The 14,259-nt window shown below is 64.1% G+C and carries 9 protein-coding genes; 5 read left to right on the top strand and 4 right to left on the bottom strand.

Annotation, left to right across the window (positions count from 1 at the left end; translation table 11 throughout):
• Nucleotides 1-74: 74 nt before the first annotated feature.
• Nucleotides 75-266: a rubredoxin gene (locus tag PQQ53_RS14065; protein WP_042327611.1), complete on the bottom strand. Its 192-nt coding sequence runs from the start codon at nucleotides 264-266 to the stop codon at nucleotides 75-77.
• Nucleotides 267-590: 324 nt separating this feature from the next.
• Here PQQ53_RS14065 and PQQ53_RS14060 point away from each other — a divergent pair, with 324 nt between their 5' ends.
• The 5 genes from PQQ53_RS14060 (at nucleotide 591) to PQQ53_RS14040 (ending at nucleotide 8,828) form a co-directional block, all read left to right on the top strand.
• Nucleotides 591-992 carry a DUF4399 domain-containing protein gene (locus PQQ53_RS14060; RefSeq protein ID WP_408141657.1) on the top strand — a complete coding sequence of 134 codons (402 nt, stop codon included), beginning with the start codon at nucleotides 591-593 and terminating at the stop codon, nucleotides 990-992.
• A 270-nt stretch (nucleotides 993-1,262) separates the two neighbouring features.
• The gene (locus PQQ53_RS14055) at nucleotides 1,263-3,200 is read left to right on the top strand and encodes an ATP-binding cassette domain-containing protein (protein WP_408141658.1); all 1,938 of its coding nucleotides are present in this window, start codon (nucleotides 1,263-1,265) and stop codon (nucleotides 3,198-3,200) included.
• Between the two features lie 521 nt (nucleotides 3,201-3,721).
• On the top strand, nucleotides 3,722-5,707 hold the full coding sequence (locus tag PQQ53_RS14050; protein ID WP_408153856.1) for a DNA topoisomerase IV subunit B: 1,986 nt from the start codon (nucleotides 3,722-3,724) through the stop codon (nucleotides 5,705-5,707).
• A gap of 75 nt (nucleotides 5,708-5,782) precedes the next feature.
• Nucleotides 5,783-8,104 (top strand): DNA topoisomerase IV subunit A, encoded by a 2,322-nt coding sequence (gene parC / locus PQQ53_RS14045; protein ID WP_408141660.1) that lies wholly within the window; start codon nucleotides 5,783-5,785, stop codon nucleotides 8,102-8,104.
• A gap of 265 nt (nucleotides 8,105-8,369) precedes the next feature.
• Nucleotides 8,370-8,828 carry a CopD family protein gene (locus PQQ53_RS14040; RefSeq protein ID WP_121316889.1) on the top strand — a complete coding sequence of 153 codons (459 nt, stop codon included), beginning with the start codon at nucleotides 8,370-8,372 and terminating at the stop codon, nucleotides 8,826-8,828.
• Nucleotides 8,829-8,985: 157 nt separating this feature from the next.
• Here the strand turns inward: PQQ53_RS14040 and PQQ53_RS14035 are convergent, their stop codons facing one another.
• The 3 genes from PQQ53_RS14035 to PQQ53_RS14025 all read right to left on the bottom strand — a co-directional run bounded on the left by PQQ53_RS14035 (nucleotide 8,986) and on the right by PQQ53_RS14025 (nucleotide 14,056).
• Nucleotides 8,986-10,194 carry a chromate transporter gene (locus PQQ53_RS14035; RefSeq protein ID WP_408141661.1) on the bottom strand — a complete coding sequence of 403 codons (1,209 nt, stop codon included), beginning with the start codon at nucleotides 10,192-10,194 and terminating at the stop codon, nucleotides 8,986-8,988.
• A 142-nt stretch (nucleotides 10,195-10,336) separates the two neighbouring features.
• Nucleotides 10,337-12,691, bottom strand: coding sequence for a bifunctional diguanylate cyclase/phosphodiesterase (locus tag PQQ53_RS14030; protein WP_408324515.1), 2,355 nt, complete (start codon nucleotides 12,689-12,691; stop codon nucleotides 10,337-10,339).
• A 450-nt stretch (nucleotides 12,692-13,141) separates the two neighbouring features.
• A complete protein-coding gene (locus PQQ53_RS14025; protein WP_408324514.1) occupies nucleotides 13,142-14,056 on the bottom strand; it encodes a PhzF family protein in 915 nt (304 codons plus the stop codon).
• Between the last annotated feature and the right edge of the window lie 203 nt (nucleotides 14,057-14,259).

The raw sequence follows: 14,259 nt of genomic DNA, 5'->3' as shown, positions 1-14,259 counted from the left end.
GCCGTACACCGATCGCCGCAGAGGTTTCACCCGAAAGGCGCAATCGATTCGCCCCCCGATTCAATCGACCCGGCTCAGAACTCCACCACCGCGAATTCCGCCTTGCTCACATCGCACAGCGGGCAGCGCCAGTCTTCCGGAATGGCGGCGAAGCGCGTGCCCGGCGCGATGCCTTCTTCGGGCAGGCCTTCTTCCTCGTTGTAGATCCAGCCGCAAATCAGGCAGACCCAGCTCTTGTATTCAATCACTTCAATGACTTCGCTCACGACGTACTCTTCTCTAGTTCAATGCAAAGGCCCGCGTAGTCTGCCCCTTTTTTGGGCAGCGCGGCGACCCGCAATATTACCGGAATTTGTCAATCCGACCGCGAACCACCGGTGCGGCGCCGCCGCAACGCGTCTGAGACATCTCCGACCCCACTGAACGGACCACACGAGCCACAGCGTGTATGCTCTGATCCGCAGCTATTCGATTGGACATGCGCGTGAGGCGTCTCGCATGCAATGCGACGATCGGTCCCAGGCGATGGGGCGTCGCCGTCGTCGGCAGCGTCCAGGCGGGACTTTCGTTTCCCTGTAAGGAGAACAACGATGTTGAAGAACAAATGGTTGGCCGGTGCCGCACTGGCCGGCTTGCTCGCGGTATCGGGCGCGGCGCAGGCCGCCGGCGTGTCCTTCGTGCAGCCGAAGGACGGGGCAACCGTCAGCAATCCCGTGCACGTCGTATTCGGCGTGGAAGGCATGAAGATCGCACCTGCCGGCACGATGACGGAAGGCACGGGCCACCACCACCTGCTGATCGACGGCAAGCCGCTGCCCAAGGGCGAAGTCATTCCGGCCACGGACAAGTCGCTGCACTTCGGCAAGGGCCAGACCGAAACCGATCTGACGCTGCCGCCGGGCGACCATACGCTGACGCTGCAGTTCGGCGACGGCGCGCATCGCTCGTATGGGCCGGAAATGAGCAAGACCATCACGGTGCACGTGAAGTAAGCCGCACTGCCGTCCCGGCCGGCTGGACACGTGCGGCGGTAACCGGCTGGCCGGCCGCGCCAGCCGGCCAGCACGCGGCTTGCATTCCGCCGCGCCAAGGTTTGCTGCGACTGAGCCGCTAAATCGCCCAGCAGTTTGCCCCGGTTCGCTTGCTTCCCGCGGGCCACTCAATCGGGCCCAATCGGCCTATCTCTTCCGGCATACAGGCACCCGGCCGCGCGCCCGGTACAATGAGCAGTTCCGACTCATCGCTGTCTTCTCCAATTCTCCATGTCGCTTTATTCCATTACCGGCGCCCAATTGGCGTTCGGTCACGTCGCGTTGCTCGATCACGCGGATTTCTCCCTCGAAGCGGGTGAACGCGTTGGGTTGATCGGACGCAATGGCGCCGGCAAGTCGTCGCTGCTGAAGATCGTCGCCGACCTGACGAAGCCCGACGACGGCCTGGTCTCGCGTCAACAGAATCTGACCACGGTCTACGTGCCGCAGGAGCCCGAGTTCGACACCGACGACACCGTATTCGACGCGGTCGCCGCTGGCCTCACGCACGCCCGCGCGCTGCTCGACGAATACGACGTGGTCGCCAACCAGCTCGCCGACGAGCCGGAAGGCGCCGAGCACGACGCGCTGATGGCGCGCATGAACACGCTGCAATCGTCATTGGACGCGGCGGACGCGTGGAACTGGAGCACGCGCGTGGCCACCACGCTGCAGCAGATCGGCCTGAACGGCGAGGCGCGGGTCGGCTCGCTGTCGGGCGGCATGCAAAAGCGCGTGGCGCTGGCGCGCGCGCTGGTCGTGCAGCCCGACGTGCTGCTGCTCGACGAGCCGACCAACCACCTCGACTTCGACGGTATCCGCTGGCTCGAAGATCTGCTGGTCTCGCTGCGCGCGGGCCTGCTCTTCATCACCCACGACCGCGCGTTTCTCGACCGCGTCGCCACGCGCATCGTCGAACTGGATCGCGGGCGTCTGCTGTCGTATCCGGGTAACTTCTCGGCGTACCAGACGCGCAAGGCGCAGCAACTCGAAATCGAGCGCGTCGAAAACGACAAGGCCGACAAGCTCCTCGCGCAGGAAGAAGTGTGGATCCGCAAGGGCGTCGAAGCGCGCCGCACGCGCAGCGTCGGCCGGATCGCGCGTCTCGTGGAAATGCGTGAGCAGCGCGCCGAGCGCCGCAACGTGCAGGGCAACGTCAAGCTCGACGTCGGCCAGGGCGAGAAGTCCGGCAAGATCGTCGCCGAGCTGACCGATGTGACCAAGCGCTACGGCTCGCGCGCGGTGGTCGACAATTTCACGGCCACGGTGATGCGCGGCGACAAGATCGGCTTCGTCGGTCCGAACGGCGCGGGCAAGACCACCCTGCTGAAGATGATCCTCGGCGAACTGGCGCCGGACGCGGGCACGGTGCGCGTCGGCACCAACCTGCAGGTCGCGTATTTCGACCAGATGCGCGCGCAGCTCGATCTGGACAAGAGCCTCGCCGACACCATCAGCCCGGGCAGCGAGTGGGTCGAAGTCAACGGCCAGAAGAAGCACGTGATGAGCTACCTCGGCGACTTCCTGTTCGCGCCGGAGCGTGCGCGTTCGCCGGTCAAGTCGCTGTCGGGCGGCGAGCGCAACCGTCTGTTGCTCGCGCGGCTGTTCGCGCGGCCGGCCAACGTGCTGGTGCTCGACGAACCGACCAACGACCTCGACATCCCCACGCTCGAACTGCTCGAAGAACTGCTCACCGAATACGACGGCACGGTGCTGCTGGTCAGCCACGACCGCGCGTTTCTCGATAACGTCGCGACCTCGGTGATCGCGTCGGAAGGCGCGGGCAAGTGGCGCGAGTATGTCGGCGGCTTCACGGACTGGCAGGTCCAGCGCGACCGCTCGCAGCAGATGGCGCTGGATGCGCAGAAAGAGGCCGGCAAGGATGCGGCCAAAGACGCGGTGCCGGCCAAAGACAATGCCGCGGGCCGCAATGCGCAGCGCGCGGCGAAGCTGTCGTTCAAGGAGCAGCGCGAGCTGGACGCGTTGCCGGAGCAGATCGCCGCGCTCGAAGCCGAGCAGAAAACCATCGGCGCGCAACTCGAAGACGGCTCGATCTTCGCGAAGGATGCGCAGGAAGGCACGCGTCTGACCGAGCGCTATGCGGCGATCGACGAAGAACTGCTGATCGCGCTCGAACGCTGGGACGAGCTGGAAAAACGCCGTAAGTGAAGCAAAGGCCGCGCGGGCTCGGGGGCTGCGCGGCAGAGCGCGGCGCCATAACGCGATGCGGTGCGGCGAGCGGTGCGCTGCGGCAGAAGGCACGACAAAAGGCTCGGCAGATAAGAAAGCGCGGCTGAAGGGCCGCAGAAAATGCAGCTTGCGCGAGGCTCCGATAACCGTCACGCTTTGGCCACGGAACTGCCGCGCCGTGCGCTTCGCGACGGTCGGTCGCGCCTGCCAGGCCTTATCCAGACGGCCAATCCTGCACATCGTGAATTGCCGCCGTTATCGAAATCAGTAAAATACCCCGCGAACAGGCTTCCCCCATGTTCGCACCGGCGTGGTCATGCACGATGAACGCCGTTGAGCGCGCCAACGGGAAGCCGCGCGACAAAACAGCTTGCCCGCATCGCGGGCATCCCACCTAACCCCGTTGTTTCGTTTTGCTTTTTTTGAAAACTCAACGCATTGTCCACGGACCTGTCCACAGGACCTGTGGACAACGATGAACCGACGCACCCGAGTCAACCATGTCTACGAAAAAGCCAAACGCCGCGTATAGCGAAGCGTCGATCAAGGTGTTGAAGGGCCTGGAGCCGGTCAAGCAACGGCCCGGGATGTACACCCGCACCGAAAATCCGCTGCACATCATTCAGGAAGTCATCGACAACGCGTCGGACGAGGCCCTCGGCGGCCACGGCCGGCAAATCACGGTCACGCTGCACGCGGACCATTCGGTGTCGGTCGAAGACGACGGTCGCGGCATTCCGTTCGGCCTGCATCCGGAAGAAGGCGTGCCGGTCATTGAAATCGTTTACACGCGCCTGCACGCGGGCGGCAAGTTCGACAAGGCCGCCGGCGGCGCGTACACGTTTTCGGGCGGCCTGCACGGCGTCGGCGTGTCGGTCACCAACGCGCTGTCCACGCGCCTCGACGTCACTGTCTGGCGAGACGGCAAGGTCGCGGAACTGAGCTTTGCCCATGGCGACGTCGCGAAACAGCTCGAAGTGCGGCCCGCTACGAAGGGCGACAAGAAGTCCGGCACGCGCGTCACCGCATGGGCCGATCCGAAATACTTCGACTCGCCGAACCTGCCGCTCGGCGAACTGCAACGTCTGCTGCGCTCGAAGGCGGTGCTGCTGCCGGGCGTCGAAGTCACGCTGATCAACGAAAAAACCGGCGAGCAGCAAAGCTGGAAATACGAAGACGGCCTGCGCGGCTATCTGCTCGAAGGCATGAACGGCAGCGACCTGCTGATCCCGCTGTTCGAAGGCGAGCGCTACGTCGAAAACTCGCGCGCGAGCGAAGAGACGTTTGCCGAAGGCGAGGGCGCCGCATGGGTCGTCGCGTGGAGCGAGGAAGGCACGCTGATGCGCGAGTCGTACGTCAACCTGATTCCGACGCCCGCGGGCGGCACGCACGAATCCGGTTTGCGCGACGGTCTGTACCAGGCGGTCAAGAGCTTCGTCGAGTTGCACAACCTGCAGCCGAAGGGCGTGAAGCTGCTCGCGGAAGACGTGTTCGCGCGGGTGTCGTTCGTGCTGTCGGCGAAGGTGCTCGATCCGCAGTTTCAAGGGCAGATCAAGGAACGCCTGAATAGCCGCGATGCGGTCAAGCTGGTGTCGTCGTTCGCGCGGCCTGCGCTCGAGTTGTGGCTCAATCAGCACGTCGAGCACGGCAAGAAACTCGCGGACCTCGTCATCAAGCAGGCGCAGGCGCGCACGCGCGCAGGCCAGAAGGTCGAGAAGCGCAAGAGCTCGGGCGTCGCGGTGCTGCCGGGCAAGCTGACCGATTGCGAATCGACGGAAATCGGCCGCAACGAACTGTTCCTCGTCGAGGGCGACTCGGCGGGCGGCTCGGCGAAGATGGGCCGCGATAAGGAATACCAGGCGATCCTGCCGCTGCGCGGCAAGGTGCTGAACACGTGGGAAACCGAGCGTGACCGCCTGTTCGCGAACAACGAGGTGCACGACATCTCGGTGGCGATCGGCGTCGATCCGCACAGCCCCGATGACAAGGTCGATCTGTCGAATCTGCGCTACGGCAAGATCTGCATTCTGTCGGACGCTGACGTCGACGGCTCGCACATCCAGGTGCTGCTGCTCACGCTGTTCTTCAAGCATTTCCCGCAACTGATCGAGCGTGGCCATGTGTGCGTCGCGCGGCCGCCGCTGTTCCGCGTGGATGCTCCCGCGCGCGGCAAGAAGCCGGCGCAGAAGCTCTACGCGCTCGACGAAGGCGAACTCGAAGCGATCCTCGACAAGCTGACCAAGGACGGCGTGCGCGAATCGCAATGGTCGATCAGCCGTTTCAAGGGCCTCGGCGAAATGAGCGCGGAGCAGTTGTGGGACACCACGATGAACCCCGACACGCGGCGTCTGCAGCCGGTCGCACTGGGCGCGCTCGACTACGACGCCACGGTCGCGCGCATGACGATGCTGATGGGCAAGGGCGAAGCGGCGTCGCGGCGCAGCTGGCTGGAAGAAAAGGGCAACGAAGTGGAAGCGGACATCTGAGCGCGGGTTTTTTAACCTGCACAGCGCTCGGCATTCGAACCAGAACTTCAAGCCAAACACGGATACGGAATCTAGATGGACGACGATAACACTCTCGACCTTTTCAACGAGCCGGCGCCCCCCGAAGGCGACTTTCTGACGCTCGGCAACTATGCGGAGCGCGCGTACCTCGAATACGCGGTGAGCGTGGTCAAGGGCCGCGCGCTGCCGGACGTGTGCGACGGCCAGAAGCCGGTGCAGCGCCGCATCCTGTTCGCGATGAACGAGATGGGCCTCGCCGACACTGCGAAGCCGGTCAAGTCGGCGCGCGTGGTCGGCGACGTGCTCGGCAAGTATCACCCGCACGGCGACCAGTCCGCCTATGACGCGCTGGTGCGTCTCGCGCAGGACTTTTCGATGCGCTATCCGCTGATCGACGGCCAGGGCAACTTCGGCTCGCGCGACGGCGACGGCGCGGCGGCGATGCGTTACACGGAAGCGCGTCTCACGCCGATCGCGAAACTGCTGCTCAGCGAAATCGACCAGGGCACGGTCGATTTCATGTCGAACTACGACGGCTCGTTCCAGGAGCCGAAGACGCTGCCGGCGCGTTTGCCGTTCGTGTTGCTGAACGGCGCGTCGGGTATCGCGGTGGGGCTGGCGACGGAAATTCCGTCGCACAATCTGCGCGAAGTCGCGGGCGCGGCGGTGGCGCTGATTCGCAATCCGAAGCTGTCGCATGCCGAGTTGATGCAGCACATTCCGGGTCCGGACTTCCCGGGCGGCGGCCAGATCATTTCGAGCGAGGCGGAAATCTCCGCGGCGTACGAAGCCGGCCGCGGCAGCCTGAAAGTGCGCGCGCGCTGGAAGATCGAAGAGCTCGCGCGCGGCCAGTGGCAACTGGTGATCACCGAACTGCCGCCGAACACGGCCGCGCAGAAGGTGCTCGAAGAAATCGAAGAGCAGACCAACCCGAAGATCAAGCTCGGCAAGAAGACGCTCACGCCGGAGCAGTTGCAGACCAAGCAGACCATGCTGGCGCTCCTCGACGCGGTGCGCGACGAGTCCGGCAAGGACGCGCCGGTGCGTCTCGTGTTCGAACCGAAGTCGAGCCGAATCGACCAGACCGAGTTCGTCAATTCGCTGCTCGCGCACACGAGCCTCGAATCGAATGCGTCGCTGAACATGGTGATGGTGGGCGGTGACGGCCGTCCGCGTCAGAAGGGGTTGAGCGAAATCCTGCACGAGTGGATCGCGTTCCGTTTCGCGACGGTCACGCGCCGCACGCGGCATCGCCTGTCGAAGGTCGACGACCGGATTCACATCCTCGAAGGCCGGATGATCGTCTTTTTGAATATCGACGAAGTCATCCGCATCATTCGCGAGTCGGACGAACCGAAGGTCGCGCTGATGGCCGCATTCGGCTTGTCGGATCGCCAGGCCGAGGACATTCTTGAAATCCGTCTGCGTCAGTTGGCGCGGCTCGAAAAGATCAAGATCGAGAAGGAACTGTCCGAACTGCGCGACGAGAAGGCCAAGCTCGAAGAACTGCTCGGCAGCGAATCGGCGATGAAGCGTCTGCTCATCAAGGAAATCGAAGCCGACGCGAAACAGTACGGCGACGAGCGCCGCACGCTGATCCAGCAGGAAAAGCGCGCGACTTTCGAAGCGCGCGTGGTCGACGAACCGGTCACGGTGGTGGTGTCGCAGAAGGGCTGGGTACGTGCGCTGAAGGGCCACGGTCTCGACGCGGCAGGCTTCACCTTCAAGGCGGGCGACGGTCTCTACGCGGCGTTCCAGTGCCGCACGCCGGATACGCTGGTCGCGTGGGGCAGCAACGGCCGCGTCTATTCGGTGGCGGTGGCCCTGTTGCCGGGCGGCCGTGGCGACGGCGTGCCGGTCACGTCGCTGATCGAACTGGAGTCGGGCAGCCACCTGATGCATTACTACGCGGCGTCCGCGGATCAGGCGTTGCTGCTCGCATCGAGCAACGGATTCGGTTTCGTCGCGAAAGTCGGCGACATGGTGAGCCGCGTGAAGGCGGGCAAGTCGTTCATGACGATCGACGCCGGCGCCGCACCGCTCGCGCCGATGCCGATGCTGCCGGATGCGACGCACATCGCGTGTCTGTCGTCGGGCGGGCGTCTGCTGGTGTTCGCGCTCGACGAGATGAAGACGCTCTCGGGCGGCGGACGCGGCGTCACGCTGATGGCGCTCGACGACAACGAAACGCTGCTGCAGGCGCTGGCGATCAACCATGCGGGTGTGGTGCTGATCGGTACGCGCCGTGGCGGCCGGACGGACGAAGAGAAGCTCGGCCCTGCCGCGCTCGCGCCGCATGTCGGCAAGCGCGCGCGAAAGGGGCGTGCGCCGGAGAGCAAGATGAAGCTCGACGGTATGCGTCCGGTGCTGGCTTGACGAAGTTTGACGTTTAAACACGGCGCTCGTCTGCTAGCATGCAGGCGCCCGCCGTGCGCAGTAAAAAAGTGCGTGCGAAGTAGCAAAGTCGGGGAGTAGCGGCGTCGTGGCATCAGGCGCGCTGCAATAACAACTACAAAATCGGCGGCAAAGCTTCGGGCGTCCGGAACTGCGCGCATGACGCGCGGTCGAACGCGCTCACTGGCCGCTGCCGGTATCAATCGTCCCAAGCGGTGCGGTGTCGTCGTCGGGAGAGGAAAAGTACATGAACAAAGCTATCGAACTCGCACTCTTTCTGCATCTGCTCGCGGTCGCGGTATGGGTAGGCGGGATGATCTTCGCGCATTTCTGTCTGCGTCCGGCCATTGCCGATCTGTCGCCGCAATTGCGCTTGCCGCTGTGGGAATCGGTGTTCGGCCGCTTCTTCAATTGGGTCGCCGCCGCCGTGCTGGTGATTCTTCTCACCGGCGGCTTTCTGCTGATGCAGTTCGGCGGCGGTCACGCCACGTGGCCGTTGCATGCGATGGCGGGCCTCGGCATCGTGATGATGCTGATCTTCGGCCACATCCGCTTTGCCGTTTTCCCGCGCATTCGCCGCGCGGTACAGGCGCAGAAATGGCCCGACGGCGCGCAGGCGGTGGGCACGGTCCGGCGTCTGGTGCTGATCAATATCGTGCTCGGCGTCGTGACGATCGGCGTCGCCGTGTTGTCGCGCGGGTTCTGAGGACAGGGTCTGCGGGGAGTGTTGCGATGGCCGCTTCGGCTGTCGCTTCGGTTATCGCATGGCGGATTACTTCGTTGATCACCTCGTATATCACCTCGTTTATCGCCTCGTTTATCGCCTCGATCGCCACGGTTTTTATCTCTGCCGCCACTGCCGCTCAAGGCAGCGCGCCATAAGCCAGCCACAACCCGCAAACCACCGCCACCGTTCCATACACCACGTACACCGGCACCTTGAGCTTCGCGAAGCACATGCCGGAGAACAGCGCGGTCAGCAGATAGACCGGCTTGAAAGGCACATGCGCACCAATGCGCAGCACGGCGACGGCGAGAAACGCAGTCGTCACCGCGCGCAGAATCCGCATGCCATGCTCGAAACGCGGATTTGCCTTCAACTGATGCAGATGCCGCTGCGCGAGCACGACGAGACAGCCCGACGGCACGAATAGCGCGAGCGTCGCAATCAGCGCACCGACCCAGCCGTCCACCAGGTAGCCGAAGAACGGCACCACGTTCAACAGCGGTCCCGGTGACAACGGCGACAGCGAAAACGCCAGCGTGAAGTCGTTATCCGATACGCCGATCGCTGGCGTGACGAACAGCGTCCTGAGCACCGGCAGCGCCGAGAAGCCGCCGCCGAACAGCGTCATCCCGGCGCCGGCGAGGCGCGGCCACAACAGCGCCAGTTCGTAGCGATGTGGCAGCGGCAACGCGAACAGCACGAGCAACACGCACAAGGCGGCCAGCACCTGCCAGTCGCCGCGCCTGAGCGACACGACGAGGCGCGCGTCGCGCACCGGGCTCACGACCCAGCCTGCGCCGAAGGCCGCCGCGAGCATCACGACATAAGCGGCGGGACTGTGTGCATAGAAGAGCGCCACGCAGCCGAGCACTGCCGCGATCCATTCGAGCCTGCCGCGCACCAGCGCGCGCGTCTGCTTGTACCAGGTGATCGCGATCAGCGTGGCGAGCACGACGCTGAAGTGATTGAGCAAAGTCTGAGAAGCCGCGGCGCGCACGAGCGGCGTGCGATAGAAGATCGCGAACAGCGTCATCAGCATGAAGAAGGGCAGCACGCTGGCGATGCCCGCGACCCACGCGCCGGCGCGTCCGCGCAGGGCATGCCCCAGTTGCACGGCGACGTTGCAGCCCACGGGCCCGGGCACCATCCACGCGAGCGCGATCAGATCGGAGAAGGCGATGCGCGAGAGCCGTCCCTTGCGTTCGACGTAATGATGTTCGAGTTGCGCCATGAGCGCGAGGCCGCCCCACGACAACGCCGACAAGGCGAACACGACCCTGAACAGCGTCCATAGCGGTTCCCGTTCCCCTCGTCTGACTGCATCCTGGCTCATGATCGTCTGCATGGCGCCACGGGCGTCCGGCTCGCGGGCGCCCGTCCTTTGGGATCATCGTGGTATGAGGCGACGCGCCGCGGCGTCGTGGTTCAGTGTGAATGTAGCCGGTATTTCGACGCCGTGGTGCGCCGTGGCCGCGCGGCCAGCGTGCTCATTCGTTGGTGCTGGACACGCTGCTCGTGTTGTCGGTTTCCTGCGCGTCGCGGCGTCCGGTCATTCCGCATACGCCGAAGCGTTCGAGCAGCGCGGGGATCGCCTCGACCGGCACCGGGCGCGAGAACAGGAAGCCTTGCGCCTCGATATGACCGAGCGCGGCGAGCCAGGCGATCTGCTCTTCGGTTTCGGTGCCTTCGACCACCACCGTGAGCCCGAGCGAGCGCGCCAGATTGACGATCGCGGTGACCATCACGCAGACGCTGCGGTCGCCCGGAATGGCCTGGATGAACGAACGGTCCACTTTCAGCGTGTCCACCGAGAAGCGGTTCAGATAGGACAGCGACGAATAGCCGGTGCCGAAGTCGTCGAGCGCGATGCGCGCGCCGAGGCGCTTCAACGCGAAGATTTTCTCCGACACGAGTTCGGGATATTCCATCATCGCCGTCTCGGTGATTTCGAGTTCGAGACGGCGCGCGGAAATGCCGGTTTCCTCGATCGCTTGCGAGACGGTTTTGTACAGATCGCCGCGCCAGAACTGTACCGCCGAGATGTTCACCGCGAGCGACAGTGTGTCGTAGCCCTGTTGCTGCCAGAGCGCCAGTTGCCGGCACGCGGTCTCGATCACGAAGTCGCCGATCGGCACGATCAGGCCGGTCGATTCGGCGACCGGAATGAATTCGTTGGCCGGAATCAAACCGTGCTGCGGATGGTTCCACCGCACCAGCGCTTCGAAACCGGTGATGCAGCGGCGCGTCAGATCGATCTTCGGCTGATAGGCGAGAAACAGTTGCCCTTCGGCAAGCGCGACGCGCAACTGCTGCTCCCACTTCATCAAATGATCCGCGCGATGCGACAAGTGCGGCGAATAGAACTGATAGCAGTTCTTGCCCGCGTCCTTCGCGCTGTACATCGCGAGGTCGGCCTTCTTCAGCAGGTCGATCTCGCTTTCGTTGGCCACCGAATACAGCGCGATACCGATGCTCGCATGCAGCACGAATGAACTGCCGCGCACTTCGAAGGGTTTGGCGAACGCGTCGGCGGCGGCTTCGGCCAGCGCGACCGCGCGCTTCTCGACGTCGTCGCCCTTGATCACGACGACGAACTCGTCGCCGCCGATGCGGCTCAACGCGCCGTTCTCGCCGACCGCGGAGGCGAGCCGCGAGGCCGTCATCTGCAGCACGATGTCGCCGGCGTTGTGGCCGAGCGTGTCGTTGACGGTCTTGAAGTTATCGAGGTCGATGAAGAGAATCGCGAGGCGTCCGAGGTTGGCCGGCTGCGCCACGTCGTGCCGCAGCGTTTGCAGCGTCGCATAGCGGTTGCGCAAACCGGTGAGCAGATCGTATTCGACCAGATGCGTCATCTCGCGCTCGCGGCCGAGCAGCTTGCCGATCAGACCGGTCGCAACGGCGAAGAAACTCAGCATCGCGAGCGAGATGAAGCCCGCCATCATCAGATAGACATTGCGCGTGTGGTTGTAGTCCGCGAATTCTTCGGCTTGCGAAAGGCCCACCAGTACGCCGAGCGGATAACCGTCGATGTGCCGGTACGACACGATACGCGTGACGTTGTCGATCGAATCGACATAGGTGCCCGACACATGCTCGGACGTCGGATAAGTGCCGCTCGCCGAGAACGCGCCGTTCGTGCTGTCGGCACTACCGGTGCGCCGCGCGAGCACGGCGCCGTTGTCCGAGATCACGGCGATCACGCCTTCATGGCCGATCGCCGCGTTGTTGTAAAAATCGCTGGTGAAATAGCTGGGGTCTTCAGAGACCACCACGACGCCCGCGAACGAACCATCCGGATGATTCAGACGGCGCGTCATCTGCAAGGTCCAATGGCCTGAGACGCGGCCGAGCACGGGCTTGCTGATAAACAGCTGATCGTCGTTCTCGTGCTCGTGAACCTTGAAGTGTTCGCGATCGGACAGGTCGATGCGTTTGGGATTGAGTTCGGCCGTGTTGGCGATCAGCTTGCCGTGTTCGTCGATCAACGACACCTGCACCAAAGTCTCGCTTTGCACGACGCCTTTCTCGACCGTGCTGGAGAGATCGAAACGCTCCGGCGTTTTCTCGAACTCGTATTTGACGAAGCGGGTGATCTGATCGACCTGGTGAATCGCCTTGATCGTGTGCTGCTCCAACGCCGCGGAGAGAATCGCAGCAGAGGCCATGGTTTCGCGGTAAGTGGCTTCCTTCTCGACCGACAGACGCGCGAAGATCACGGTCCAAAGCAGGATCAGGACCAGCACGCCGAGCGCGGGGATGACGAGCAGAGCCCGCCGGCGCGAGGCGGCGGGATCACGACGAGGTTTGGCTTCACGCGCCTCGGAGAAGCGGGATTGGCTCATCGCGCGGCCCGTGCCTGAGTGCCGTCCGACTGCAAACACGCGAGCATCGACTGCGCTGATTTCATGGATGGCTGCATGGTGACCAAGGTGCCGGAACTGCTGCGCAGGAGGCGGCGTGGTGCCGTGCCTGACCTGACCGACCACAGGTCAGCGGGGACGTTTCGATATTACTTAATGCCACTGGATTAAGGAAGCGTCCGCGCATCGGGTATACGCTGCTGCGGCACACGCACCGGTTCGGCTGATGTTGCAATGGGCGCGGTCCGCCTTGCCGCTGCGGCTTCGCGAACGTTTGGACAATTTCATCGGAATCGGTGTTCAGGTGTGCCAGGTCTTGGGCGGAGCGCTCGTCGTAATGCAAGTCGCATCGATTGTTAAAACCCTGCCGCTTTCGTGGTCAAGCACGCAAGCTCGGGCGCGCCGCATTCGAGCCGGTTCAGCGCGTGTCGCTCACGGCAAGCGGAACGTACCGTCGACGATCGTCACCGACGAGCCACCAATCCACGTCTTGCCGCGTGCATCGTCGTAATGCACCGAAACCTGACCGGCGCGGCCCAGCACGGTGCCCTGGCGCGCCGTATAGCGCGTGCCGGGACGACGTTGCTGCGCGCTCAACAGACCGGCCAGCGCGGCATTGGCGCTGCCGGTCACCGGGTCTTCGCCGATGCCGAAACCGCCGCCGGCCATCAGGCAGCGTACCTCGAAAGTGGCGGGGCCGTCGGCGTCATGAGGGCCGTACGCCGCGAGTCCGTGTGTGTCGACCGAATGCACGAGTTCAGCGAGCGCGGCGGCGTCCGGGTCGAGCGCGAGACAATCGCGCGCCGAATTCAAACGCACCACGAGCCATGGTGCGCCGTTGTCGACCGCGCAGGGCGTCGCGCTGAAATCGATTGCATCACTACGTAATGCCGTAGCGAGTTCGCTATAGCTATCCGCGGCGAGCGGTGTGACCCGCGCGGGTGGCGCGGCGAATGCCCATGCGCCTTGTGTGGTTTCGTTCGGTCCGTCGTTCGGCCCACTCAATGCTTCGAGTTCGACGAGTCCCACGCCGCACTGTTGAACCAGCTTGCCGGCCTGCTTCGGCTGATAGCCGCTTTCGAGCAGCGCGTGCGCGGTGCCGAGCGTCGGATGTCCCGCGAACGGCAATTCGCCATGCGTCGTGAAGATTCGCACGCGATAGTCGGCGGCCGGGTCGGTCGGTTGCAACAGGAAAGTGGTTTCGGACAGATTGGTCCAGCGGGCGATGGCTTGCATCTGATCCGCATCGAGCCTATCGGCGTCGAATATGACAGCGAGCGGATTGCCTTTGAACGGCACCGACGTGAACACGTCGACCTGTTTGAAACGGACGGTATGAGCGGGCATGGCGCGGTCCAGCGAATCAAACGATTGAGTAGGATTCGCGGATTCTATCCGCTGGCGCGTCAACGATCCACCTTTGCACAAATGCAAAACGCGCCGCAGGTGACAGGCACCTCGCGACGCGTTCTGAACGGACTAGCCGGCGAACCGCTGGCTTACACACGCTGGGTTGCCGCGGCGGCTTTCGCCGTGCGGCTGCTCATGCG

The sequence above is a fragment of the Paraburkholderia strydomiana genome, from assembly GCF_046030495.1.
In the GTDB taxonomy this organism is placed as follows: Bacteria; Pseudomonadota; Gammaproteobacteria; order Burkholderiales; family Burkholderiaceae; genus Paraburkholderia; species Paraburkholderia strydomiana_A.
The sequence above is the reverse complement of the archived record's forward strand: the minus strand, read 5'-3'. Positions and strand labels throughout refer to the sequence as shown.

Excerpts from the sequence above, each read along its gene's own strand:
- PQQ53_RS14060 (WP_408141657.1), top strand. The coding sequence starts at position 591 with ATGTTGAAGAACAAATGGTTGGCCGGTGCCGCACTGGCCGGCTTGCTC.
- PQQ53_RS14055 (WP_408141658.1), top strand. The coding sequence starts at position 1,263 with ATGTCGCTTTATTCCATTACCGGCGCCCAATTGGCGTTCGGTCACGTC.
- PQQ53_RS14050 (WP_408153856.1), top strand. The coding sequence starts at position 3,722 with ATGTCTACGAAAAAGCCAAACGCCGCGTATAGCGAAGCGTCGATCAAG.
- parC (WP_408141660.1), top strand. The coding sequence starts at position 5,783 with ATGGACGACGATAACACTCTCGACCTTTTCAACGAGCCGGCGCCCCCC.
- PQQ53_RS14040 (WP_121316889.1), top strand. The coding sequence starts at position 8,370 with ATGAACAAAGCTATCGAACTCGCACTCTTTCTGCATCTGCTCGCGGTC.
- PQQ53_RS14035 (WP_408141661.1), bottom strand. The coding sequence starts at position 10,194 with ATGCAGACGATCATGAGCCAGGATGCAGTCAGACGAGGGGAACGGGAA.
- PQQ53_RS14030 (WP_408324515.1), bottom strand. The coding sequence starts at position 12,691 with ATGAGCCAATCCCGCTTCTCCGAGGCGCGTGAAGCCAAACCTCGTCGT.
- PQQ53_RS14025 (WP_408324514.1), bottom strand. The coding sequence starts at position 14,056 with ATGCCCGCTCATACCGTCCGTTTCAAACAGGTCGACGTGTTCACGTCG.